At 64.2% G+C, this 23,756-nt stretch carries 19 protein-coding genes; 11 read left to right on the top strand and 8 right to left on the bottom strand.

The window, feature by feature from the left end:
- Positions 1–1,302, bottom strand: coding sequence for a hypothetical protein (locus tag LB568_RS26895; protein ID WP_224731706.1), 1,302 nt, complete (start codon positions 1,300–1,302; stop codon positions 1–3).
- Positions 1,299–2,468, bottom strand: coding sequence for a glycosyltransferase family 4 protein (locus tag LB568_RS26900; protein ID WP_224731707.1), 1,170 nt, complete (start codon positions 2,466–2,468; stop codon positions 1,299–1,301). Before LB568_RS26900 ends, LB568_RS26895 begins: the two co-directional genes overlap by 4 nt.
- 316 nt (positions 2,469–2,784) lie before the next feature.
- On the opposite strand from LB568_RS26900, the gene LB568_RS26905 reads away from it, so the two are divergent.
- Together LB568_RS26905 and LB568_RS26910 are read left to right on the top strand one after the other, a co-directional pair.
- The gene (locus LB568_RS26905; RefSeq protein WP_224731708.1) at positions 2,785–3,954 is read left to right on the top strand and encodes a DUF1972 domain-containing protein; all 1,170 of its coding nucleotides are present in this window, start codon (positions 2,785–2,787) and stop codon (positions 3,952–3,954) included.
- Positions 3,951–5,222 carry a glycoside hydrolase family 5 protein gene (locus tag LB568_RS26910; protein WP_224731709.1) on the top strand — a complete coding sequence of 424 codons (1,272 nt, stop codon included), beginning with the start codon at positions 3,951–3,953 and terminating at the stop codon, positions 5,220–5,222. Before LB568_RS26905 ends, LB568_RS26910 begins: the two co-directional genes overlap by 4 nt.
- 200 nt (positions 5,223–5,422) lie before the next feature.
- Here the strand turns inward: LB568_RS26910 and LB568_RS26915 are convergent, their stop codons facing one another.
- Both LB568_RS26915 and LB568_RS26920 read right to left on the bottom strand, forming a co-directional pair.
- Positions 5,423–6,754: a VpsF family polysaccharide biosynthesis protein gene (locus LB568_RS26915; protein ID WP_224731710.1), complete on the bottom strand. Its 1,332-nt coding sequence runs from the start codon at positions 6,752–6,754 to the stop codon at positions 5,423–5,425.
- 1 nt (position 6,755) lies between these two features.
- Positions 6,756–8,885 (bottom strand): GumC family protein, encoded by a 2,130-nt coding sequence (locus LB568_RS26920; RefSeq protein WP_224731711.1) that lies wholly within the window; start codon positions 8,883–8,885, stop codon positions 6,756–6,758.
- Between the two features lie 281 nt (positions 8,886–9,166).
- On the opposite strand from LB568_RS26920, the gene LB568_RS26925 reads away from it, so the two are divergent.
- Entirely contained in the window at positions 9,167–10,669 is a 1,503-nt protein-coding gene (locus tag LB568_RS26925) for a formyl transferase (RefSeq protein WP_224731712.1), read from the top strand.
- A gap of 93 nt (positions 10,670–10,762) precedes the next feature.
- Positions 10,763–11,971: an FAD-dependent oxidoreductase gene (locus tag LB568_RS26930; protein ID WP_181176879.1), complete on the top strand. Its 1,209-nt coding sequence runs from the start codon at positions 10,763–10,765 to the stop codon at positions 11,969–11,971.
- A 359-nt stretch (positions 11,972–12,330) separates the two neighbouring features.
- On the opposite strand, the gene LB568_RS26935 is transcribed toward LB568_RS26930, so the two are convergent.
- Positions 12,331–13,185, bottom strand: coding sequence for a sugar phosphate isomerase/epimerase family protein (locus LB568_RS26935; protein WP_013894308.1), 855 nt, complete (start codon positions 13,183–13,185; stop codon positions 12,331–12,333).
- Position 13,186: 1 nt separating this feature from the next.
- Entirely contained in the window at positions 13,187–14,239 is a 1,053-nt protein-coding gene (locus LB568_RS26940; RefSeq protein ID WP_013894307.1) for a LacI family DNA-binding transcriptional regulator, read from the bottom strand.
- 132 nt (positions 14,240–14,371) lie between these two features.
- Between LB568_RS26940 and LB568_RS26945 the strand changes: the two genes are divergently transcribed.
- From LB568_RS26945 to LB568_RS26955, 3 genes are all read left to right on the top strand, one after another.
- Positions 14,372–15,403 (top strand): hydroxyacid dehydrogenase, encoded by a 1,032-nt coding sequence (locus LB568_RS26945; RefSeq protein ID WP_013894306.1) that lies wholly within the window; start codon positions 14,372–14,374, stop codon positions 15,401–15,403.
- Between the two features lie 710 nt (positions 15,404–16,113).
- Positions 16,114–16,857, top strand: coding sequence for a helix-turn-helix domain-containing protein (locus LB568_RS26950; protein WP_013894304.1), 744 nt, complete (start codon positions 16,114–16,116; stop codon positions 16,855–16,857).
- A 38-nt stretch (positions 16,858–16,895) separates the two neighbouring features.
- The gene (locus LB568_RS26955; RefSeq protein WP_224731725.1) at positions 16,896–17,561 is read left to right on the top strand and encodes a GntR family transcriptional regulator; all 666 of its coding nucleotides are present in this window, start codon (positions 16,896–16,898) and stop codon (positions 17,559–17,561) included.
- A gap of 66 nt (positions 17,562–17,627) precedes the next feature.
- Here LB568_RS26955 and LB568_RS26960 read toward each other — a convergent pair whose 3' ends face one another.
- Both LB568_RS26960 and LB568_RS26965 read right to left on the bottom strand, forming a co-directional pair.
- Positions 17,628–18,629 carry an NADP-dependent oxidoreductase gene (locus LB568_RS26960; protein ID WP_224731713.1) on the bottom strand — a complete coding sequence of 334 codons (1,002 nt, stop codon included), beginning with the start codon at positions 18,627–18,629 and terminating at the stop codon, positions 17,628–17,630.
- A gap of 87 nt (positions 18,630–18,716) precedes the next feature.
- Positions 18,717–19,532: an oxidoreductase gene (locus LB568_RS26965; protein ID WP_224731714.1), complete on the bottom strand. Its 816-nt coding sequence runs from the start codon at positions 19,530–19,532 to the stop codon at positions 18,717–18,719.
- A 105-nt stretch (positions 19,533–19,637) separates the two neighbouring features.
- On the opposite strand from LB568_RS26965, the gene LB568_RS26970 reads away from it, so the two are divergent.
- The 4 genes from LB568_RS26970 to LB568_RS26985 all read left to right on the top strand — a co-directional run bounded on the left by LB568_RS26970 (position 19,638) and on the right by LB568_RS26985 (position 23,585).
- Entirely contained in the window at positions 19,638–20,225 is a 588-nt protein-coding gene (locus LB568_RS26970) for a TetR/AcrR family transcriptional regulator (RefSeq protein ID WP_013894300.1), read from the top strand.
- A gap of 214 nt (positions 20,226–20,439) precedes the next feature.
- Entirely contained in the window at positions 20,440–20,745 is a 306-nt protein-coding gene (locus LB568_RS26975; RefSeq protein WP_013894299.1) for a hypothetical protein, read from the top strand.
- Between the two features lie 149 nt (positions 20,746–20,894).
- A complete protein-coding gene (locus LB568_RS26980) occupies positions 20,895–21,419 on the top strand; it encodes a DUF2306 domain-containing protein (RefSeq protein ID WP_224731715.1) in 525 nt (174 codons plus the stop codon).
- 219 nt (positions 21,420–21,638) lie between these two features.
- Positions 21,639–23,585, top strand: a complete 1,947-nt coding sequence (locus tag LB568_RS26985) for an acyltransferase family protein (RefSeq protein ID WP_013894297.1) — start codon at positions 21,639–21,641, stop codon at positions 23,583–23,585.
- The last annotated feature ends 171 nt before the right edge of the window (positions 23,586–23,756 follow it).

Consider the following 23,756-nt stretch of genomic DNA (forward strand, 5'->3'; position numbering starts at 1 on the left):
CTACCGCTTTGCCGCGGCGAACGGGACCGCTCGCCGCCACGTGCCCGGCCGGCTGTTGCGCTGCTGGTCTGGGTGCTCGATGTTCCACATGCGATGACGCACGAAATACCATGATGCCACGAGCACGAATGTCTCCGAGATCGCGGAACCCGCCAGCGACCAAGGCGGAGAGGCTATGGCCAGCAGGATCGCGATCAGCGCCAGGCCGACGATCGCGCCGCCCGTCGTGATGAACGCGACGATGCGGAAATCGCCGAGGATCTCGAGCACGATGCGGGGCATTATGTAGAGCATGATCGGGACAAAATTCGCGATCACGAACACTCCGATGAACCCCACCGAGGCATCCTGTAGGGCTTGGGATTTTATCATCGGCAAGACCGCCATGATGGCGCACCCATAGATCAGGCCGCCGAGCCCCATGACGAGCGACCAGATTTTTGCCTGCGCCCAGACACGGGCCGTTTCGTTGTTGCGCATCAGCTTCGCCAGCTCCGGCTGCGTCATGTTCACGAAGGCAAGACTGATGATGCGCAGCGGGGCAAACAGCACCAGCACCGCCGCCAGCGGAGCATAGGCTGCAGGCCCGGCAATGCCGGCGACCAACAGCGCCAGGCATTGGCCCTGGATGTTGGTGGTGGTGGCGCTGAAACCCGACCACCGCAGCTGGGGCCAGAGCCTTGCATAGCGCCGCCGCGTCGGCATGCGGAAGCTGATGCGGATCGTGCGGCGCGCCAGCCGAACCAGGACGACGATGCCAAACACATTCGCCGCGGCGAGAGCATAGAACACCGTCTGCAGCGCGCCCTGGGCGAACCAGATGGTGAACCCGGTCAGGACGGTGCCGGCGAAGGTGAAGGCGGCGTCGCTGATGGAGACGACCACCTGCTGGCGACGGGCGAAGAATGCCGTGCGCATGTGGCTGCGCAACGACCATGCGCCGACAAAGCAGCCGGCGGCGATGCCGCTCGGATCGCCCAGGACGCGCATCAGGATCGCGGTGCCAACGGCCATCAGCAGCGCCACCACCACCGCCGCCGTCCCGAAGGCGACATCATGGGCGTCGACGCCGGCGCTGTTGGTGCTTTTGCTCATCCAGATCGAGGCGGGAACTGCGGTGAGCGATCTGATGTAGGACAGGCCGACGCCGCCCATCACCATGCCAATGGCGAACAGGCCGTAGCCTTGTGCCGACAGCATGTGCAGCAGCGTCAGGTTGAGGGCAAAGTGAAAGCCGCTCTGCATCGCCTCGCCGCCGACCATCAGCACGAGGCGCCGCACCAGATGGCCCGGGAATCTCACGATCGTGTCTCCGCCTGGCGGCTGCTTGCCGCCTTGCCCGGCCTTGCTATGGTCGCCTTCAGCTTGTCGGCGGCGATCGCCGCGATCGCGGCCGCCGCGACCGGTTCGCTGAAGACCGCCTCGTAGCGCGCGCGGCCTGCGGCGACAAAACCGCGCCAGGCCTCAGGAGCAAGGATGATCTCCTGCAATTTCTTCGACAGCGCCGCTGCGTCGCCTGGCGGCACATGCCAGCCGGTCTCGCCGTCGCTGACCACCTCGACCAGTCCACCGATCGCCGACACCAGCGGCGGCCGGCCATAGGCCATCGCCTCGATGGCGACGCGGCCCAGCGATTCGGGGCGTCGCGACGGCACGGTGACGATGTCGGCCCAGCGATAATGCTCCGAAGGGTCGGGTATGAAAGGCAGGACGCTGACACGCCCGGTCAGGCCCATGCTACCGACCAGGTCGGCCAAGGCGCGCTCGCGCTCGACGCTTTCGAAGGCACCGCCGACCAGTCGCACCTCGATCCTCGACTTAAGCTCCGCCGGCATCGAGGCGATCGCTTCGAGCAGCACTTCCTGGCCCTTGATCCGGTTGATGCGGCCAAGCAGCAATACCCGCAGCGGGCGCTTGCCGTCATAGGTCATCGCTTCGGCCGCCGGCGGGCCGGCAACGCCGTTGTAGACGACGTGCGAGCGCGCGGATTTGGGCTCACCGAATGCGGCGCGGGTTGCGCGCGAGTTGAAGATGAGATCGGCATGGCTCCAGTGCATCAGGCCGACGAGGATCCGGCGCATGGCGCCTTCGGGAATTTCATGGATGTGCAGCACCGCCTTGCTGGGCAGGAAGCGGGCGGCCAACGCGTAATCGGCGACGATCGAGGTGTTGACGTAGGTGAGATCGCAATTCCTGAGCCGCCGCCATGCTCTCAGCACGGCAACCGGCAGTCGTGCCATCTCGACGGTGGCAAGGCGCGCGATGGCCTGGCGCCTCAGCACCCATAGCGGCTCGAAGACGATGCGGCTGGCATGCGGTTCGAGGATCCCTAGGATCGGGCCGCTGCGCGGCAGCACGACTTCGATGTCGGCGGACGGAAATGCCGCGCGCAACGCAGCGACGCTCTCCGCGAAGCTGCGGTCTGAACCATAGAGTTCATATCCCTGATGAACGCAGGCAATCCGCATCTTTGTATCCCGCCAGGTGCTGCACCATCGCATTGACTGACGGCGTGCAGAAACCGCTACGCAAAAATCATGCCTGGCTTGATCTGCCCGGCCGCCGGCCAACCAACCATTGCACTGCCTCGTTTCGATGCAGCTACGCACAGAAGGGTTGACCGAGAATGAAACAATCACCGGTCCAACACTGTTTTTTTACAACCCGAAGCGATGATCACCTGCCCAAACGCGAAGATTGTGGGATGGCACGGAAGTTGCCGGTCTCTAATTATTAATGCAGCAATTGCTAATATAAAGAACCTCTCTGAAAGCGCCAACAGCCATGAAATCGGAAAAGCCTTCCATCCTGATCCTGGGGACCCGCGGCATCCCCGCGGCCCATGGCGGCTTTGAAACCTTCGCCGAGAAGCTAGCGCTTTTTCTTGCCGGGCGCGGCTGGAAGGTCGGCGTCTACTGCCAGGAGGAGGTCGAGCGGGTCGACCGGAGGATGCGCACCGAAACCTGGCGCGGCATCGAACTCATTCACATCCAAGTCGCCTCGAAGGGACCGCGCGCGACGCTGGAATTCGATTGGCAATGCGTGCTCGACGCCGCCCGGCGGCCCGGCGTATGCCTGGTGCTCGGTTACAATGGCGCGGTCTTCCTGACCTGGCTCAGGTTGATGCGGCGCAAGATCATCACCAACATGGACGGCATCGAGTGGCGTCGCCCCAAATGGGGGCCGGCGGCGCGCGCATGGTTCTGGCTCAACGAGTGGATCGGCGCCTGGGCCTCGCAACGCCTGGTCGCCGACCATCCCGTCATCGCCGACCATCTGGCGACGCGCCGGCCGCGCAGTGCCATCACCACCATCGCCTATGGCGCCGACCCGGTGACGGCGGCACCGGAGGCGCCGGTTCGTGCGCTCGGCCTCGAGCCCGGCAAATACCTGATCTCGATCGCGCGCATCGAGCCCGACAACAACATCCTGCCGATCGTCGAGGCCTTCTGCAGCCAAAAGCGCGACATGAAGCTGGTGGTGCTGGGCACGCTCTCCGACGAAATCCCCTATCATGTCGCCATCCGCAAGGCGGCGAACGCCTCTGTGGTCCTGCCGGGCGCCATCTACGACCAGGCGACGGTGAAGGCGCTGCGGTATCACGCCCGCGCCTACCTGCATGGCCACACGGTCGGCGGCACCAACCCTTCGCTGGTCGAGGCACTGGCCGCCGGCAACATGGTGATCGCCCACGACAATCCGTACAACAGGTGGACCGCGGGTGCCGCCGCCATCTTCTTCAAGGATACGCAGAGCTGCGCCGAGCGGATGCAGCAGGCGCTGGAGGACGACACCCTGGTCAAGGCCTGCGGTGAGGCAGCGAGGACGCGCGCCCGCGAAGCCTTCCGCTGGGACGATGTCCTGGTCGCCTACGAGAACGAAGCCTACCGGCTGCTCGGCGTAACCGCTGCCGAGAGGGTCGCGATCGACCATCCCTCGGCCGGCGCGGTATGACGGGCTGGTCCCGACGGCGGGTTCTCAGGACGGCGCTGTCGCTGGCGCCGGCAGCAGTGGCGCTGGCGCCGCTTTCGTCGGCAACGCCCGCCCTCGCCGCCAGTGGCGAATGGCGCTTTCGCCGTGGCGTCAACGCCTGGCCCTGGTTTGCGCTGACGCGTGAATTTCCGGCACCGCGCACCGACTATGCCTGGCCGCCGTTCCAGTCGCAGCGGCCGGTGCCGACACCAGAGGATCTTCGCCGGCTACGCAAGACCGGGCTCGATTTCATCCGCCTGCCCGTCGATCCCGGTCCGTTCCTGGCGGCTGACGCCGCCACGCGCGGCAAGTTGCTGGACATGCTCGACGCGGCCGTCACCGCCACGATCGACGCCGGTCTCGGCATAATCGTCAACGTCCAGGCCAATGGCGCCACCCACTACTGGAACCCCGACCGCATGGTCTCCAGCACCGCCGCGCCCGCCTTCGATCTCTATCGCGCGCTGATCGGCGAGCTTGCCGGCAGGCTGGAGCGGTTCACGCCGGGCATGGTGGCGCTGGAGCCGGTCAACGAACCGCCGCAATCCTGCGATTCCAACGTCTGGTCGCAGATCCAGCTTTCCCTTCTGACGGCGGCCAGGGCATCGTCCGCGTCCTTGCCGATGGTCGTCACCGGCGGCTGCGGCTCGATGGTGAGCGGGCTGGCCGCGCTCGATCCCGAACCGCTGGTTCCCTTCGAGCCGATCCTGTTCACCTTTCATTTTTACGAGCCCTATCTGTTCAGCCACCAGGGCGCGCCGTGGATGCGCGAGCCCGTCTACCGCGCGCTGAACAATGTGCCATGGCCGGCCTCCGCCGGTTCGCTCGACGCGACTCTGGCCTCCGTCAGGGCACGCATGGCCAGGGATACCGAGACCTCCGAAGCGGACAAGAAAGCCGCCTATGCGGAAACCGAGCGCGTGCTGAAGGTCTATTTCGACGCCCGGCCCGACCGCTGGTTCATCGACAGATATCTCAGCCAGGCGCGCGACTGGGCCGACAGCCATGGCATTGCACCGGAACGTGTCGTCCTGGGCGAATTCGGCGCACTGCGCACCGACGCGCGTTATGTGGCAGCACCCAATCCCGATCGCGCCCGCTACATCGCAGATGTCAGGCAGAGTGCCGAGTCGTTCGGCTTCCCCTGGGCTTTCTGGGACCTCTTCGACGGCATGGGCATGATGGACGACACCACCCGCGCGCTCGACCCGGCGATGGTCGAGGCGCTTGGGTTGAGGATGCCAGAGTAGGCGTCTTTCTAAATACGGTTGAGTTCCTTGACGCCCCCCTCTGTCCTGCCGGACATCTCCCCCTCAAGTGGGGAGATTGGCGGTTTTGGCGCCGGCTCGTTGCTTTGCAACATAGGCGATTGGCGAAAGCCGGTGCAACATCCGATCTCCCCACTTGAGGGGGAGATGTCCGGCAGGACAGAGGGGGGCGCCGTAGGGCGCTACCTTCGCAACCCCGGTGCGCTCCGCCCCACCGCAACCCACGCCGGCCTGTACAGCACCAGCGCGATCGCCACGAACTTCGTCATGAGCGTTGTCTTGGACGCCAAGCTCTCGGAGGTGTTGAGCAGGATCAGCCAACCCAGCATCGGCAGCCAGATGCCGGGATGGCAGCGGCGTGCGACTTCGTGCATGAACAGGGTGAAGCCGAATAGCATCAGCAGGGTGAAGAAGGCGCCCTGGTAGAGGATCAGGCGGATGATCGGGTTCTCGATGCCCTGCTCGAGGCCGTTGATACGGCGCATGCTTTCGAGAAGATCGATATCGGGTCCGACGATCAGATCGCGCAGTTCCAGATGCTTGAAGAGCTCGAACATTTCGACGCGGGCATTGGCGCTGCCGCTGTCCGACACGAAGCGCTCGAGCAGTGCGTCGAAGAAGCCGTAGGAGAACAGCATGGCGAACACGACCGGCAGCAGCGAGGCAAGCATGACCGCGAGGGCAGCGCCGGGCAGGCTGATGCGTCCTCGCCGCAGGTAAGCCACGCCAGTGAAAAGCAAATAGATGGCGCCGAGAACAATCGTCGTCACCATCGCCGAACGCCCGCCGAACGCGACCAGCGCGGCGAATTGCAGCCCGACCAGCCCGAGCCGCATCGGCATCGACAGCGATCGTGAGCCCGAAAGCAGCGCCAGCACATAGATCGAGGTGATCGTGGCATTGGCCAGCGGATGCCCCTGGAGGGCGGTCGAGCGCAGGTCGGAAACGAACACCTCGCCGTCGAGCCGGTAGGGGAAGATCAGCGTCTTGGTCGCGAATTCGAACAGAGCCAGCAGTGCATTCGCCGTCATGATCGCATGAACGACCGTCTGCATCCGGGCGAAAGTCCGTTCGTCGTTCTCGCTCAGCATCATCACCAGCAGCGCCGGTGTCACGAACGTATCGATCATGCCGGCCATGCCGGGGCGTTGCCTGACGATGACGATGATCAGCAAAAAGATCGAAATGACTGCCAGCAATGCGCTGGCCGGCCGCCTGTCGGCGACATGAATGGTGTAGCCGACCGGGTTGCCGAATGTGCATGAGCGCCAGACAAACGCCAGCACCAATACATAGGTGGACGGGTGGATCTTGGTCGCCGGATTGCCGATCAGGCCGTCGTAATTGTAGCCCACCAGCCATAGCATGCCGCCCGAGACGGCGAACAGCAACGCCACCGTCGCGACCAGTCCGAAGCGGGTCACCCAGTCTACGGAGTTGCCGGCGCGGGGCGCGGCGGCTTGACCAGCTTCTGTCCAGCTGGCTGCCGGGTTGGTGGCCCGGACGGCAGCCATGTCAGGCCGCCTCGTCGACCAGCATCGCGCCTGTCGGCAGCCGCCCCATGACGGAAATGGCCTGCGTGGCTGCCGTGACATCGCGCATCGGTGTCGAATTCAGCGTGGCGACGAGCAGGATCTCGTCGACCATGGACACCAGCGGCGAGGCGTTGAGATTGTCGGCCAGCGCGCCGCCATCGATGACGACGAGCTCGAAGCTGCGGCTCGCCTGGGCCAGCATGTGCTGCGCGAAATAGACGCCCTGCGCCTCCTGGAAGACCGCGGTCGGCCGACCCCTGCTCAACACCGCGACATTGCTGCCGGGCCTGTACTGGCTCAGCGCCTCGAAGGCGTATTCGCCGCGCAGCACGTCGAGCAGGCCGGGTTGCGGGTCCTTCTGGTGGCTGCCGGCATTGACATCGATGAACAGGACGCGGCTGCCCCGGGCGGCCGCTGCATTGGCGAGCAGGCGCGCCACCCTGCCGCGCTGCGCGGCGTCCTCGGGCGGCGACGTCACCAGGATGGACGGCACCAGCGGCCAGTTCGGCGGACGCCGGCCGGAAGAGAACATGCGCCGGAGCGCCAGCCCCGCGACCGCATCCATCTTCTGGCTGGCCGGTGCGGCCGCGCCGCCGAAAGGCCACCAGCGGCGGCCGCCCGACTTTGCCGGCAGCACACCCAGCACCGGGGCTTCGATGGCCGATTGCATCTGGTTGCTGGAAAGCACCGTCGGCGAGGCATATTCCGCGATCAGCGCCAGGCCGGTGCCCAGGCCTAGGCCGCCGAAGATCGCGCCGACAAGCAACAGAGCGAGAGGCGGCCAGCTCTTCTTCAGGGCGGGCATGGCCTTGGAGATGATGCGCGCATTGGTGCTGTCGACATTGACCTGCTCGCGCGTTTCCTGCGCCCGCTGCAGATAGGTGGCGTAGACGGAGCGCAGCGCCTCGAGATCGCGCTGCAATTCGCGCAGCTTGACCGAGGCCTGGTCGGTATCGAGCGACTTGCTCTTCATGCCGGCGACCTTGGCTTCGAGCGCCTGCTGGTTGGCCAGCGCCCGCTCGTAGTCGGTCTCGGCGGCGGCGCCGATGCGGCCGAGTTCACGCGCGATGAGCGCACGCGTGTCGCGCAGCTGCTGCTGCGCCGCGATCATCGAAGGGTGGCGTGGCCCGAGTTCCGTGCCGAGCTGCGAAACCTGGTCGACAAGCGTTGCCTCCTGCGCCCGCAGGCTCGAAATCACCGAGGAACGCATCGCCTCGGAGGTTGCCTCCGGCGCACCGCCGGACCTGCGCAGTTGGTCGACCTGCGCCTTCAGCGTCGCGGTGCGGCTCTGCGCCGCCGAAAGCTGCGTGTTGATCTCGGTCAGTTCCTGGTCGCTGACCAGATTGCCCGCCGCCATCACCATGTTGTTGGCGGACTTGTAGGCCTCGACGGCGTTTTCGGCCTGCTGGACCCGCTTGCGCTGTTCTTCCAGCCGCGCGCCGATGGAATCGGAAGCATCCGTGGCCATCTTCGCGCGCGCGGCGGCCTGATCGGCCAGGTAGGCCTGCGCGATGGCATTGGCGAGCTTTGCCGCCTTGTCGGCGCTCTTGGCCGTGACGATCACGTCGAGGACCAGCACTTTGTCGGCCCGCTTCACCGCCAGGACCCGGCGCAGCGCATCGAGCGTCTTCCCCGTCTTGTCGGTTTCGGCCGATCCTGAACCTAGCAAGCCGCCGAGCAAACGGCTCAGTAACCCGCCCTGCCCGTTAAATTCGGGATCCTCGGTCAGGTTGGTCGCCTGGATGGCCCTGAGCAACACGCCCGTCGATTGGACGACGCTGACCTGGCTTTCCACGATCGTGATGCCGCCGTCAGGGGGAACACGGCTCGGATTGACGTCGTTGTTGACCACCTGCAGGTCTTGCGGATCGATGATGATTTCCGCCACCGAGCTATAGAGCGCTGGCGTGAACAACCCATAGAGCAGTGTCACGAGGGTGAGCAGCGCGGCGGTCGCCAGGATAAGGAAACGGCGGCGCACCAATATGCGCTTCACGTCACCGAGTTCGACGGTCGAGGGTGCATAAGACGCCGCCGGAACTGCCTCCGGAGCATATTGCATCACCTCGGGAGCGTGTTGTTGCGGCATCGAGAGCAGGGATGATTGCAAGGGTCGCTCCGACAACACTCCATCTGCCTGCAAAGATCAAATTGCGGCGTGGTTCTAGCTATTCCTCCAACTGTTAAAACACTGTTAATTATATTGGGAAGTCTTAAGATTTTTGGCACGAAGTTTGCGTAGTAAAGGCACGGGTGTGTTGACACGGCGCGGGCGAGCGGGAAGCGAATGGAAATGGGGCAGATTTTCACCCGACCCCGCCCGTCCGGCAATTTCTCATGCCCAATTTTCGATCAGCCAGATACCGAACGTCAGAATGCTAGGGGTGCGACATGCAGGTGAGCCTGCGCCTGGACAGCGAGGGCCTGCGTGCCTCTCACCTGAACCTGCTGCAGCGCCTGGCGGCGCTGGCGCAGGTTTCCGTCGACGTCAGGCCAGCCGAAGGCGGCATTCCAGGCAGCGCCGCGGCGCTGTTTCAGCTTGAGACGGCCATTCATCGCCTGCCCGCCAACGGGCTGGCCAAACGCTTGCCGCTTTCGGCGCTCGCGCCCTACCAGGCGACGCAGCCCTCCGCGTCACCGGACCTGGTGATCGACCTTTGTGGTGACGTGCAGCTGGAAGGAACACGGGTCTGGCGCGTCACCTATGATAGCGTTGCCGGCGAAGCCGCGCTACTGGCGCTGATCCTCGACGGCCGCACGCCGACTGCCCGCATCGAGGAGAATGACACCACTATCGCCGAAGGACGCCTCGGCACCGAATATGGCGGCATTGCGCTTGCTTCATTCCAGGACATGCTGGCGCGCACGGCAAGCCTGATCCTGGCAGCAATAACGGGGGCGACGCGGGCCGCCTTGCCGGTCCTGCCCGAGCCAGCGCAGGCTGGCGTCCCACCGCAAATACCCTCTACCGCCAAGCTCGGCGTCAGGGCGGGCAAGGCGCTGGCGCGGCGCATCGTCCAGAAAATCTACCACCTCTGCTACAACGCCCCGCACTGGAAGGTCGGCTGGCGCGAGACCGGGGGGCGGGATCTGTTCGACCTGCGCGCGCATCCGGCAACCGGCTGGCAAGTGCTGCCCGACGACGGCAGCCGCTTCTACGCCGATCCGTTCCCGATCCTTTACCAGGGAAAGGTGACCCTGTTCGTCGAGGACTATATCCACCGTCTCGGCAAGGCCATCATCTCCGCCGTGCCGTTCGGCCCGTCAGGCCCGGTTGGCCGACCGGAGCCGGTGCTCGACCTGCCCTACCACCTCTCCTACCCCTTCGTCTTCGAGCGCGACGGCGAGGTCTGGATGGTGCCGGAAAGCTGCGCCAACCGCACGGTCGATCTCTACCGCGCCACCGCCTTCCCGGGCGGATGGGTCAAGGAAGCGACGCTGCTGTCCGACATCGTGGCCAGCGATGCCACCCTGGTCGAGCATGGCGGGCGCTGGTGGCTGTTCGCCACCGTCCGCGATGGCGGCGGCGCGTTCTCCGACGCGCTGCATCTGTGGTCGGCGCCCGACTTTCGCGGGCCGTGGACACCGCACCCCAAAAATCCCGTGCTGATCGATATCGCCTCGGCGCGGCCGGCGGGCCGCATGGTCAAACGCGGCAACGACCTGCTGCGCCCCGTGCAGGACTGCCGCAGGAGTTACGGCGCGGCCCTTGGCATCGCACGCATCGCTCACCTCGATTTGAACGGCATGGAGCAGGTTGTCGAGACGGTCTTAACCCCTGGTGCGCTATGGAGTGGCCGCAAGTTGCACACGCTCAACGAGGCGGGCGGCCTGGAATTCATCGATGGCTCGGCGATCGCGCCGCGCTGGAAACAAGGAGGCGGCCGTCATTGACCCTAAACATTGTTACTACCAGCCACTCCGCTGGTTGCTTGAGGTTGATTTGGCTCGGCAAGATATTTCCACCACGGATTGTGGATACGAAAGATGACCAGCGGAAAGGGCAGTGAAATGACGATCGCCGAGGCTGACGCGGCCGAAGTCGACGTGGCGATCGTAGGCGCCGGAATGGCCGGCACCAGCCTGGCAATGCTGTTGGGAAAAGCCGGACGCAAGGTGGCGCTGATCGACCCGCACCGCGTTCATCACGACGAGTTCCGGGCCGAGAAGATCGGCGCGGATCAGATGCAGCTGTTCGAGAAGCTCGGCCTCGACAAGACCGTCATGCCGCTCGTCACCCCGTTTTCCGATCTTTATGTCTTCCGGCTCGGCCAATTCTTCGCACGTGAAAAGAAGTGGGAATACGCATTTTCCTATGGCTCGCTGATCAACGGCCTGCGTGACGCCTTGCCGCCGCAAGTGCCATTGACGGTTGGTAAGGTAACCGAGGTCTCGACCGGACCGGACCGGCAGCGGCTTGTGCTGGCCGATGGCTCCGTCATCAATGCCCGCCTGCTGGTGGTGGCCACCGGCTACAGCGAAGCGGTGCGGCGCGCCATCGGCGTGGAACGCATCGAGGAATCGAAGGCGCATTCGCTCTCGATGGGATTCGACCTCGCCATCTCGCCGCGTGATTGCGCCTATCAGGCCATCACCTGCTACGGCAGGCGCGCCGAGGACCGTGTCGCCTATCTCACCATCTTTCCGATCGGCAACAAGATGCGGGCGAACATGTTCGTCTATCGCACCGTCGCCGAACAATGGACGAGGGATTTTCGCGCCGATCCGCAGAAGATGCTGTGCGAACTGATGCCCGAAATATCGGCGCAGTGCGGCAACTTCGAGGTGGCAAGCCCCGTCGAAGTCAGGCAGATCAATCTGAGCACGACGCAAGGCCACCGCCGCGACGGGGTCGTCTTCATCGGCGATGCGTTCTGGACGACATGCCCGACGCCGGGCGTCGGCATCGGGCGGGTCATGGTCGATGTCGATCAGCTCCATTCGGTCCACATTCCGCGCTGGCTGGAAACACCAGGCATGGCGGCTGACAAGATCGACGCTTTCTATGACGACCCGGTCAAGGTGGCTTCAGATGTGGCCGGCATGCGTGTAAGCGTCTACGCCAAGCGGATCACCACCGAAACCGGGCTGGAATGGCGCGTCCGGCGCCTGCGCAACAACACCGCGCGCCAGCTGATGATCATCGGCCGCAAGGTGCGCCATCTGGGATCACGGCGGCAGCCCGGCATGGCGTGAGCGGCTCCTGTCTCGCAGTAAAAGGCGGCGAGGTGTCTTTCCTTCTCCCGTCCCTACGGAGCTCCCCTTGGTGTCTCAGGATGCGTCACGCCATCACCAAAAGCAAAAGGCGCGATCGACCGATCGCGCCTCGCATTTCGAAAGGCCAATGCGCCAAGCCGCTCAGGACGGCTGCTTCGAACCTGGAGACAGGGTTGACTGGGCTATGACGGCCGAAAGCCGTTCACGTTTCTGCCAGCTTGGCTTCTCGTATTTCTTCATCCGATAATGCCCTCCGCGTTGAACACCGCGCCAGAAGAACCGCTTCGCCACGTCGTGTCAATCGTGTCAGGATAGACTCACAGCTTCGATCGATGACCTCACCCCAGCTGCAGTCCCGCCTTCCTCGCTTCCTCGCGCAGGAATGGCAGCCCTACACCAATCACATCGTCGGGATTTTCCGCCACCGGCCGCCACACGGCGAGCCCGCCGGCAATGTCGACATCGACATGGTTCATGCTTTCGAGTGTGATGGCGCCGCTATAGCCAATGTCCGATATGGCCTTCATGCAGGCCGCCCAATTGAGCATGCCGCGCCCCGGCACGCCGCGATTGGCTTCCGAGACATGGACATAGCCGAGATACGGCGCCGCCGCCCGGAAGCCGGCCTCGAAACTCTCCTCCTCGATATGCATGTGATAGGTGTCGAGATGGATGAAGATGTTGTCGGCGCCGACGCGCTCGATAATCTGCGCCGCGTCGATGCCGCGGTTGATCAGATGCGTCTCGTAGCGGTTGCAGGGCTCGATGCCGAGCTTCAGCCCATGCTCCCTGGCGGCCCTGGCCGCGCGGACCAGGAACCGGCACATGCCGTCGATCTTTTCTTCGGTCGGCGCGCGTCCGGACGTCTTGCCGATCGTGCCATAGGTGACGCCGCCAAGTGCTCCACTGCCCACTGCTTCGCAGACCGCGAAGGCCGGCTCGAGGAAGGCCAGCGCCTCGTCCGGCCGTGCAACCACGTCGAGTGAAGCCGGCAGGCCAAGCGACGGAATAAGCTCGACATTCCAACGCTCGGCGAAAGCGCGCGTGCGCAGAGTGTCGATCTCTTCAGGGCGCAGCAGCGGGATTTCCAAAAGGCCGATGCCGAGCCCCTTCAGCCGCTCCATCTGCGGCTCGATCAGGTCCAGATCCCAGACCGGCGCAATGGCAAATGTGTGCAGTCCAAAAATGTTCATCTCAGCCTTCCCCGGAATGCGGGACGTTACCTGGCGAGCCAACGGATTCCCGCATCAAGACCCGGCAAGGCTCGAGCCGCGCCGTCGGCGGCCCCTCCTTGCCTTCAATCCTGGCGAACAGCGCATCCATCGCATGGCCGGCGATCTGGCGCACCGGCTGCACGACGGCGGCGATGGCCGGCCATGTCACCTGCATCCATTCGGCGTCGTCGAAGCCGATCAGCGAAATGTCGTTGGGGCAATGCCAGCCACGCCGGCGGAATTCGGACAGCGCAACCAGCGTGCCCTTCAGGAACAGCGAATAGACGGCTGTCGGGCGTTCGCCTTTTGCAAAATAGTCGCGCAATTGTGCCCGCAGCGGTTCGACATCCGTTTCGGCGAGCACGACATCGATGCGCACATCCGGCGCCAGTTTGAGCGCCGTGGCGCGAAAGCCATCGAGGCGGGCGCGCACCGTCGCCGCCTGTTCGCCGAGGCCGACCACCAGTATGTGACGATGACCCTTGCCGAGAAGGTCGCGCGCCACCTCGGCACTGGCCGCGGCACTATCGGCGGAGACCGTATCGAAGGCGTCGTCGGAGAGCACACGGTCGATCAGCACGCCGGTCATGCCGTTGGCCTTCATGAACGCGGCCGCCGGGCCATGCTCGTTGCGCACCGGCGCCAGCACGACGCCGGCGACCCGCCAGTCATGCATGCGGGCGAGAATTTCTGTTTCGCGCGCCTCGGATTCGCGGCTCGACGCCGCCACCAGCGTGTAGCCGCGCTGCTCTGCCAGGCTTTCCAGTTGGGTGACCATCTGGCCGAAGAATTCGCTTTCGAATTCAGGCATGATGGCGCCGATGATGCGGCGCTTGGCCCGGCGCATGTCGGAGGCCAGCGGATCGACGCGGTAGCCCAGTTGCTCGACGGCATCGAAGACACGCTGCGCATTTTCCGGCTTCACCGTGGTGACGCCGGCCATGACCTTGGAAACGGTGGCCGCGGACACACCGGCGCGGCTTGCCACGTCGTGGATCGACGGACGCCGCTGCTGGGCCTGCCTGTACACCATTATCGTCCTCCAGGCCCCGCATTTACCTGCTTTCGAAATAAATAAATCGATTTTTCGCAGTTGTAAATCGTTTCACTGGCGGTATTTTGCTCGCCGAGAAACGCGATGAGGATCGCGTCGGGAGGAATCGTCATGCCGAACAAAGATTTGCCGCTGGTCATCAGCGCGCCGGAACCACGCACGCTCGAGCTGATCTTCACGCCGCCGCAGTTGGCACGTCTCAAGGCGAACTACCGCGTCGTCGAGACGACCGCCGACGGTGTCGCCAAACTGCCGGCCGATGTTTTGGCCGGGGCTCGCTACATAATCGGCCAGCCGCCGATCTCGCCCGAGACGCTGGACGCCATGAAGGCGCTGCGCTGCGTCTTCAATGTCGAGACCAACCTCATCAACAACATGCCCTACGAGACGCTGTTTGCCCGCGGCATCCATGTCGTCACCACCGGTCTCGTCTTTGCCGAGCCGGTGGCCGAGCTTGGCCTTGCCATGGCGCTCAACCTTGCCCGCAACATCGTCGATGCCGACCTCGCCTTCCGGCAGGGCAAGGAGCTATGGGGCGGCGACGGCAACCTGACGGCGCGGCTGCTTTCAGGCGCCGATGTCGGCATCATCGGCTTCGGCGATCTCGGCCGCGCGTTGAACCGCCTGCTGTCGGGTTTTCGTACCCGCACCAAAGTGTTCGATCCCTGGCTGCCGCCGTCGATCCTGATCGACAACGGCGTCGAGCCGGCCTCGCTCGACGACGTACTGTCGCAGAGCGACTTCGTCTTCGTCGTCGCCTCGGTGACCTCCGAGAACCAGGGCTTTCTGGGCAGCCAGGCCTTCGCCAGCATGCGCAAGGGCGCCGCCTTCATCCTGCTCAGCCGCGCTGGCGTGGTCGACTTCCCCGCGCTGATGGCGGCGGTCAAGAGCGGCCACATCGTCGCCGCCAGCGATGTCTTCCCCGAGGAACCACTGGCGCAGGACCATCCCGTCCGCGCCATCCCCGGCTTCCTGCGCTCCGCCCACCGCGCCGGCGCGCTCGACATCGCCTTCAAGCGCATGGGCGACATGGTGCTGGAGGACATGGACCTGATCGACCGCGGCCTACCGCCGCTGCGCTCCAAGCGCGCCGAGCGCGAGACGGTGTCGAGGATGCGCTCGAAGCCGGCGGACAGGAACTAGGCCAAGACGCGGCAAGCAGACCGACGAGAACGAGATCACGGCCACGACCACCGGCTTTGCGGCTGCTGTGCGCACGCGGCCCGGATCGCGACAAGGTATCGAATTTCACGCCGAGATGCCCTGCCGCTGGAACCTTTCTCCGGCCTTTGCGTTTTCCAGGCGGATCGTCTCCCATTCGATCCGTCACTCCTCCAATCAACACCCCGCCAGGCCTCGCCTGGCGGGCGTCTCTTTATTTTAGGGGCGACTTGACAACAACCGGACGCAGGGGCTTACGTCAGGCGTATCGGGGCATGGGGGATTCAAATGAAAAAGACCTACCAGAAGCCGCTTCTGGTGAAGCGCGACAGGCTGTCGGCCGTCACCGCGGTCGCCTGTCCGATCTCGGTATGCCCGCACTGAATCGAAGACTTGGCGATCGAAGACTGGCACTGGCCGGCTGTAGAAAACCCGTTTCCGCGAGGTAGCAGGCTTCTGATGGAACGATCGTTCCGCTGCGCGGTTCTTTAAAGACAGCCGGGCGAAGGCGAGCCCGGTCTACTCCAGAAGGCCCGCCACGAGTCGCGTCGGTGGCGGGCCTTTTCGTATTGGCCTGCCCGTCGTGCGGTATTGGTCGAAGGTCCCCATTCGCGGCAGCACGATCTTGTGCGAGATTGAGGAAATATAAGCAACTTCTGAATAATGGTTCGGACGTCTGTCGGGGCGGTGTCGTGCCAATCCGCAAGAATCTTGCCGCAAATCTCAGACGCTTGGTCAGCGGCCATGCGTCGGTGAGCGCTGTATGCCGCGGATTGAACATGAACCGCTCGCAGTTCGAGCGCTACCTGCAAGGCAAGAGCGTGCCCAACCGGGCCACGGCGCGACTGATCTGCGACTATTTCCGCATCGAGGAGGATGAACTGTACCGGGCGCCGGACGTTGCAACGCCCGGACATCCTGCCCTGCCGCCGCTCCACCAGAAGCTCTACGAGAACATGGTGCAAGGCCCTTCTCCCGCCATCGCAGGCGGCACCTACTTCACCTATTTTTCGGTTCCCGACCGTCCCGACCTTCTGATGCGGTCGGTCACCTTCGTGCGGCGCGAGGCCGAACTGGTGACCTTCAGGCGCGTGACCCGGTGGGCCGAAGGCCATCGCCAGGGCGGAGCGCAGGCGCCGGGCTGGCACTATGGCGTGGCGATCTCGCGCCTGAACTGGATCTATTTCGCCGGCATCAACCGCCGCCAGACCGGCGAACCGTCGATCGTGGCCGTTCAGTGGGCGCCCTTCTCTGAACCGGTCCTGGTCGGCAACGCCTTCATTCTGACTGCGGCGGGGCCGGTCTGCGTGCCGGTCATCATGCGCCAGCAGGTTGGCAGGATCAGCCTGAGGCAGGCGCTGCAGATGTCCAGAATGGTCAGCCTCGATGACCCAGGCGTCGACCAGCTTGTGGTAAGCCTTGTGCGTGAGCGCTAGAGTAGCATTGCTGGCCAATGAGAACACAAGGGTTCGCGATGCTCAACGCCTTCGACTATGGCGGCAAGGAAGCCGATACAGTGCATGCGCTGGAGGAGGACATCATCTTCGGCCGGCTGGCGCCGGGTGAGCGGCTGGTCGAGGACGTGCTGCTCGCCCGTTTCCCTGTGTCTCGCCACACCATCCGCCAGGCGCTTTACCAGCTGGAAAAACTCGGCATCGCCACGCGTGAGCGCAACAAGGGCGCCATGGTGCGCAGGCTTTCACCCGACGAGGTGCGACAGATCTACGAGGTGCGCGAAATGCTGCAGCGCCAGGCCGCGCTGATGATCCGCTTGCCGGCCAGCGATGCGCTGATCGCGGAGCTGATGGAGATCCATGAGATCTATGGCGGCCATATCGATAACGGCTATCTGCGCGGCATCCACGAGGCCAATGACCGCTTCCACCTCACCATGTTCTCGGCCTGCGGCAACGCCTATCTCGTCTCCTCGATCGAGCACTACATGCGCCTCAGCCTGCCGGTGCGAGCCAATTCGCTGGCCGACAGGGAAAAGCTGGACATCTCGCGAAAACACCACTGGATGATGATCGAGGCGATGAAGCGCCGGGACAATTGGGTGCTGGCGCAGCTCTGCGTCGACCATCTGCAGCCGAGCAAGACGTTTTATCTCCAGGAGATCGAGACCGCGCCGGCCGGCTGAAGCAACGCTTTCGTGCCCGCAACTGCGCAAAGACAAGGAGGCAGAGCGGTTCGCCGAACACTCTCTTTATCTGATCTTGACGACGACCTTGCCCTTGGCACGCCCGGTTTCGACATAGGCCAATGCCTCGTTGGTGTTCTCGAACGGAAAAGTCCGGTCCATGACGGGCCGTATGATGCCGGATTCGATGAGCGACGTGATCTTGCCCAGCTGATCGCCCTGCGCCCACATGAACAGGAACGAATACCCGACACCAGCGCGCCTGGCCTTGCTGCGTATGCCGCGGCTCAGCAAGCGCAGGACCAGCTTCAGGACCATGTTCAACCCCTGCTTGCTGGCAAATCCGGGATCCGGCGGACCGGAAATGGAGATGAGTTTGCCGCCCGGTTTCAGCACATGCAGGGATTTTTCGAGCGTCTTGGCGTCCTGGCTGTTCAGGACGACGTCGTAGCCTTGCAGGACGTTCTCGAAATCGTCTTTCTTGTAGTCGATGACGATATCGGCTCCGAGGCCTTTCACCAGATCGGTACTCGCCGCGCTCGCTGTCGTCGCGACGATCGCACCGAGATGCTTTGCAAGCTGGATGGCGAAGGTTCCCACGCCACCGGAACCGGCCTGGATAAACACTTTCTGGCCTTTCTTCAGCCCGGCTGTTTCGACCAGAACCTGCCAAGCGGTCAGGCCCACGAGCGGAATCGAGGCGGCTTCTTCCATGCTGAGGTTTTTAGGCTTCAGCGCCACGTCGGCTTCATCCATCGCGATAAATTCGGCGAATGCGCCGATCCGGCCGTCGCGCGGCCGGGCATAGATCTCGTCACCGGGCTTGAATTTGCGGACTTTCGATCCGACCCGAACGACGATCCCGGCCACGTCATGGCCCAGGATGAAGGGCGGGCGATAGGGCAAAATCAGCTTGAACTCACCATCCCGGAGCTTGGAATCGAGAAGGTTTATACCGGCGGCGTGAATTTCGACCAGGACATCATTGCCCCGCAACGCGGGCTCCGGCATTTCGGCGAGCCGCAGGGCACCCTTCTTTTGATACTTGTCGACAACAAAGGCTTTCATCATGTTTTCTTTCTAAAATGATTTCGATGGCCGGCGCGAAACAGACCGGGCTTGCGTGTCGCACATGCGTTAAGTCACTCGCTTCGTTCAGACAGGCAGGCGAAATTGCTTGCGCAAGATTTTGTCGAACATCGCGGCCGGCGCGAACCGGCGCAGCATGCTGACCTGTCGCGCTGCCTGGCCGGCGGTGTAGCGCCGCCGCGGATGCCTGTCGGTCGCGGCCCGCAGAACCACCTTCGCCACGACGTCCGGGGGATCCGCCTTGGGCATCACGTCGCGAAGCAATGCCTCGAGCCTTGCGCGCGCCTCATCATAGTCCTGCAGGACGGAATCGGGCTCGAATCCGTTCTGGTCGAACACGGTGCGCACGAATGCCGGTTCGATGACCGAAACTCGTATGTTGAAGGCGCGTACCTCGTGGTCGAGCGATTCCGAATAGCCTTCGAGCGCGTGCTTGACGGCTGAATAATGGGCCGAATACGGTGCCGGGACCAGTCCCAGGATCGAGCCGATATTGATGATGCGCCCTTCGCCCAGCCGGCGCATCGACGGCAGCACCGCGTGGGTCATGCGCATGACGCCGAACAGGTTGACGTCGAACAGGGCCTGCGACTGCACGACAGAGGATTCTTCCGCGCCTCCCAGCAGCCCGACACCGGCATTGTTGACCAAGAGGTCTATCCGGCCGGTCTTGCCGAGGACAGTTGAGACCAGGGACGCGACAGACGCGTCGTCGGTCACGTCGCAAACCAGCATCGATATCCCGTTCGAACTCTGGCTGGACGCCTTGCGGCTGGTGCCGAAGACAGTGAAGCCGGCGCGTGCCAAAATCTCGGCGCTGGCACGGCCAATTCCTGAGGAGGCGCCGGTCACCACAGCGGTCTTTCCCGAATTCCGGTTCATTCTAAAGGCTCCAAACGTAAGGTCTTGCCTGTGATCGGCAATTGAATTATGATCGTAATATCACATTATGCTCATAATGCAATAGGAAAACGGGAAGGAACCATCATGCGCTATGACAAAGGCCGGAAGGATGCATCACGCAGCCGGATCATGGAGGTCGCTTCCCACCGCTTCCGAGGCGACGGCATCGCCGCCTCCGGCTTGGCCAGCATCATGAGCGACGCCGGGATGACGAACGGCGCCTTTTATCCGCACTTCCAGTCCAAGGCCGACCTCGTGCGCGAGAGCGTGGCCTCGGCCCTGGAGGCTCAGTCGCAGCAATTACAGGAGGTGCTTGCCTCTGGTGGCCTGGAACTGGCCCTGGCGTTGTATCTGTCGCCCGAGCACCGCGATCATCCGCAGACCGGCTGTGCTTCCGCCGCGCTATTACCGGAGATCGCGCGTCAGCCGCCGGAGACACGCGCTTTCTACACCGAAAGGCTGCTGACCCTGGTGCGCCAGTTGGCGAAGGACCTGCCGCCGGGCATCCGTGATCCGGAAGGCGCGGCGCTGGGCGTCTTCGCCGCGCTCATCGGCGCCCTTCAATTGGCCCGCGCGGTGGAAGGAACGGAATTGTCGGACCGCATTCTAGCGGCGGGAGCCGATGCCGCGCGCACGCTGGCTCAACCGCAGCCGAAGGGCGAAGAATACTAGAACTGGAATGGCGGCTGTCAGGCGACAACATCCCGCGCGCTGGTGCCACGGCGATCACTTGCAAACGAACGAAAAAACCGTCGAAAGGTTTCCAAAATATATTTCGATAAATCCCCACCGCTTCCGGCATGTCATCGGAACTTTCCCTATCCTGACCCCGTTCCGAACCTGACCGTTGCTATACGGTCATAAGGCAACAGGGAAGGATCCTACCATGAACATCAAGATGATCTGTTTTGGCGCCATGACGCTCTCGATGGTCGCTGGCTCGGCTCTTGCCGCAGGCAATACCGGCACGTCCGCTCTCGACGACCCGGCCAAGATGCAGCCCTTCTACACCGACTCCAGCATGAAGACGCTGCGCAGCAATGATGACTTCGTCAAAGCCTGGAAGGCCCTGACGCCGGAAGACCAGACCGCGATGATGACGGCCTGCGCCGACGAGGCCAAGAACGCCAACCCCACCAACACCCATCCTGAATTCTGCAGCAGCGTGAAGCTGAATGGCGGCAGCAAGTAACGCAGCCTATCGAGCAGGAACAGCCCCGTTCGCGGGGCTGTTCCTGTTCCTCTGACAGCCGGAATGTCGAGCGGTCCCGGTCACGCCTTGCCGCGGCTTGCCCCTCCGGCACCGCGTCGGCCATAATCCGCATCTCGCGGAGAACACCGATGTCGCTCACCCCTTTGCTCCACGCATCGCCCGTCATCCAGCTCCATGCGCTGATCGCCGTCGCCGCGTTGCTGCTCGGCGCCATGCAGCTCTGGCGCACCAAGGGCGACCGGCTGCACCGGGCACTCGGCCGCGTCTGGATGGCACTTATGGCAACAGTCGCCATCTCCGGCCTGTTCATCTGGACGATCCGGCTGTGGGGTCCGTTCAGCCCGATCCACCTTCTGTCTCTGTTCGTGCTGGTGATGCTATGGCGCGGCGTGCGCGCCGCGCCAGGCGGCAACATTGCCGCGCACCGCCGCATCATGCAGGGCACTTACATCATCGGCCTCGCCATCACCGGGCTTTTGACCTTCATTCCCGGCCGCACCATGTACTTCGTCGCCTTCGGCCCGGAAGGCGCAACGCCTGGGAAACTGGCCGTCTTCGCCGCGCTTGGCGTCGCGGCGGCGGGCGCGGGTCTCTATGCCGCGCGCAGTGCCAGGACAGCGAGCGAGCTCCCGCCCGCGCCGACACGGAACTGACCCGGGCGAACCGGTTCCGGGACAATGTGGCAGCCTAGTCACAGGCGTCGATGAGCCTTGCCCCTTCGCCGCCGCCGCGCGCTCGCCGGCAGGTCATCCGATCCATTCCCGGCGCCTCCCCTTTTTGGCCATGTTGCGCTGCGAAAAATTTGTTGCATTGCGATAGCAACCGGTCCGGCCGACAATGGCAATGGGCTGGGCTTGCACGAAGGAGGCCTCGTGTCGGCATCGTTCCGGCCAGACATACAAGGGTTGCGCGCGCTCGCCGTCGGCGGCGTCGTTGCCTATCATTTCGGCGTTACGGCGCTGCCCGGCGGCTTCGCCGGCGTCGACATCTTCTTCGTCATTTCCGGCTGGCTGATCACCACGCATCTGATGCAGGAGATCACGGAGACCGGCAGGCTCGACCTCTGGCGCTTCTATGCCCGCCGCGCCCGGCGCCTTCTGCCCGCCGCCCTGTTCGTCATCCTGGTCACGCTGGCTGTCGGCTACTTCATCCTGGCGCCGCAGGAACAGGCGCTCTATTCGCGCGGCGCCATGTATGCCAGCGCCTACGCAATCAATCTGTGGCTACTGCGCTGGTCATTCGACTATTTCGCCGCCGATGCCTTGAGCAACCCCTTCATCCACTTCTGGTCGCTGTCGGTGGAGGAACAATTCTACCTCGTCTGGCCGACGCTGCTTCTGCTCGCCGCCTGGCTGCGCCCAGGCCGGCGAACCGCCGTGGCGGTGATCGGCGTGGCCGGCCTCGCCTCTTTCGCCGCCTGCCTGTGGCTGACCAGGCTCTCGCCGGCCTGGGCCTTCTATTTCTCGCCGCTGCGCGCCTGGGAGTTCGCCGCGGGCGGCCTGGCAACGCTGGCGCCGACGGCCTTGTGCCGGCCGCAACTGCGGGCCGCGCAGGGCTGGCTCGGCCTGGCGCTGATCGCGGCGGCCTACCTTTGCCTAAGCGAAGACCTGCCCTTCCCCGGCTGGTACGCTCTGTTGCCGGTTGCCGGCACGGTGCTGGTGCTGCTGAGCGGTGCTGGCGAACAGGAACTGACAGGCTGGCGGGCGCCCGCCGCCGCACTGTCGCTGCCGCCGCTGCAATGGATCGGTGCGCTCTCCTATTCGCTCTATCTCTGGCACTGGCCGGTGATCGTCTATGCGCAAATGCTGGTGCCGGATCTCAGCGCGCCGCAGCGCCTCGGCTGCGGCGCCCTGGCGCTGGCACTGTCGGTGTTCAGCTACCACCTGATCGAGAACCCGGGACGGCGTTTCGGCTGGCTGACGGCGGGCGCCCGGGCATTGGCTCCCGCGCTGGCGCTAACGGGTGCCGGCATGGCGGTTGCCTATGCCAACGCGCATCTGGCCACCCGCAACATCGACCCCGCGCAGCGCGGCATCGAGCAGGCGGCCGAGCAGCCCTCCACGGCGCGCGCGCTCGACAAGAGCTGCCTGCTCGATTTCAACACGGTGAAGCCGAAACCCTGTGCGTTTGGCCCGGCCGACGCCGCCCACACTGTCGTGCTGTTCGGCGATTCGCATGCCGACCACTGGTCGACGCCGCTGGTCGAGGCGGCCAAACGCAACGACACCAAAGTGGTCACCTACCTCAAATCCTCGTGCCGCGCCTCGCGGCTTTCGACCTTCAACGCCGTGCTGAAGCGCTACTACACCGAATGCGACGCCTGGCGCGAACAGGCGATTGGAGAAATCATCCGCCGCAAGCCGCGCCTGGTGGTGATCTCGGAATTCTCGATCGGCAATCTGACCCGCGACATGCCCGACGCCAGCCGCGAAGCCGAGACCGCGCGCTGGCAGGCCGGCCTGCGCTCCACCTTGCAGGCCTTCAGCCAGGCCGGCGTCGAGACGGCCGTCATCCGCGACACGCCGATCAGCGACAGCTTCGCCGACTCCTGCGTGGCCCGCGCCCTGTGGTGGCGCGAGGCACCCTCGCGCTGCGACACGCCAAGGGCCGAGGCCGCCAATGACGGGGTGGCGGCGGCCGAGCGCGCCGTGGTGAAAAGCGTGCCCGGCACGCTCTATGTCGACCTGACCGACCGCTTCTGCGGCGCCACCGAATGCCACGTCTTCATCAACGGCAAACTCGCCTTCCGCGACCGGCACCATCTGGCGACAGCCTTTGCAAAAACGCTGGAAGGACCACTGGAGAAGGCGCTGTTTTAGGGAAGTGGAAGAGCGCTCTTTCCTTCTCCCTGTGGTCGAGCGTTACGCGCATGGGAATATGGAGGCAGCCAAACCTTGGGGGGCATGTTGGCCTCTTGATCCACATCATAACCTTCGCAGTCGGCCTCGTCGTGCTGCGTCGATCTCGGCTGCCAAAGCCAACCGAAATCG

Origin of the sequence: Mesorhizobium sp. B263B2A, from assembly GCF_020165775.1 — a bacterium.
GTDB classification, from domain to species: domain Bacteria; phylum Pseudomonadota; class Alphaproteobacteria; order Rhizobiales; family Rhizobiaceae; genus Mesorhizobium; species Mesorhizobium opportunistum.

Excerpts from the sequence above, each read along its gene's own strand:
- LB568_RS26970 (WP_013894300.1), top strand. The coding sequence starts at position 19,638 with ATGCGCTATGACAAAGGCCGGAAGGATGCATCACGCAGCCGGATCATG.
- LB568_RS26915 (WP_224731710.1), bottom strand. The coding sequence starts at position 6,754 with ATGGCTGCCGTCCGGGCCACCAACCCGGCAGCCAGCTGGACAGAAGCT.
- LB568_RS26960 (WP_224731713.1), bottom strand. The coding sequence starts at position 18,629 with ATGAAAGCCTTTGTTGTCGACAAGTATCAAAAGAAGGGTGCCCTGCGG.
- LB568_RS26930 (WP_181176879.1), top strand. The coding sequence starts at position 10,763 with ATGACCAGCGGAAAGGGCAGTGAAATGACGATCGCCGAGGCTGACGCG.
- LB568_RS26935 (WP_013894308.1), bottom strand. The coding sequence starts at position 13,185 with ATGAACATTTTTGGACTGCACACATTTGCCATTGCGCCGGTCTGGGAT.
- LB568_RS26975 (WP_013894299.1), top strand. The coding sequence starts at position 20,440 with ATGAACATCAAGATGATCTGTTTTGGCGCCATGACGCTCTCGATGGTC.
- LB568_RS26925 (WP_224731712.1), top strand. The coding sequence starts at position 9,167 with ATGCAGGTGAGCCTGCGCCTGGACAGCGAGGGCCTGCGTGCCTCTCAC.
- LB568_RS26905 (WP_224731708.1), top strand. The coding sequence starts at position 2,785 with ATGAAATCGGAAAAGCCTTCCATCCTGATCCTGGGGACCCGCGGCATC.
- LB568_RS26910 (WP_224731709.1), top strand. The coding sequence starts at position 3,951 with ATGACGGGCTGGTCCCGACGGCGGGTTCTCAGGACGGCGCTGTCGCTG.
- LB568_RS26980 (WP_224731715.1), top strand. The coding sequence starts at position 20,895 with ATGTCGCTCACCCCTTTGCTCCACGCATCGCCCGTCATCCAGCTCCAT.
- LB568_RS26945 (WP_013894306.1), top strand. The coding sequence starts at position 14,372 with ATGCCGAACAAAGATTTGCCGCTGGTCATCAGCGCGCCGGAACCACGC.
- LB568_RS26965 (WP_224731714.1), bottom strand. The coding sequence starts at position 19,532 with ATGAACCGGAATTCGGGAAAGACCGCTGTGGTGACCGGCGCCTCCTCA.
- LB568_RS26900 (WP_224731707.1), bottom strand. The coding sequence starts at position 2,468 with ATGCGGATTGCCTGCGTTCATCAGGGATATGAACTCTATGGTTCAGAC.
- LB568_RS26955 (WP_224731725.1), top strand. The coding sequence starts at position 16,896 with ATGCTCAACGCCTTCGACTATGGCGGCAAGGAAGCCGATACAGTGCAT.
- LB568_RS26940 (WP_013894307.1), bottom strand. The coding sequence starts at position 14,239 with ATGGTGTACAGGCAGGCCCAGCAGCGGCGTCCGTCGATCCACGACGTG.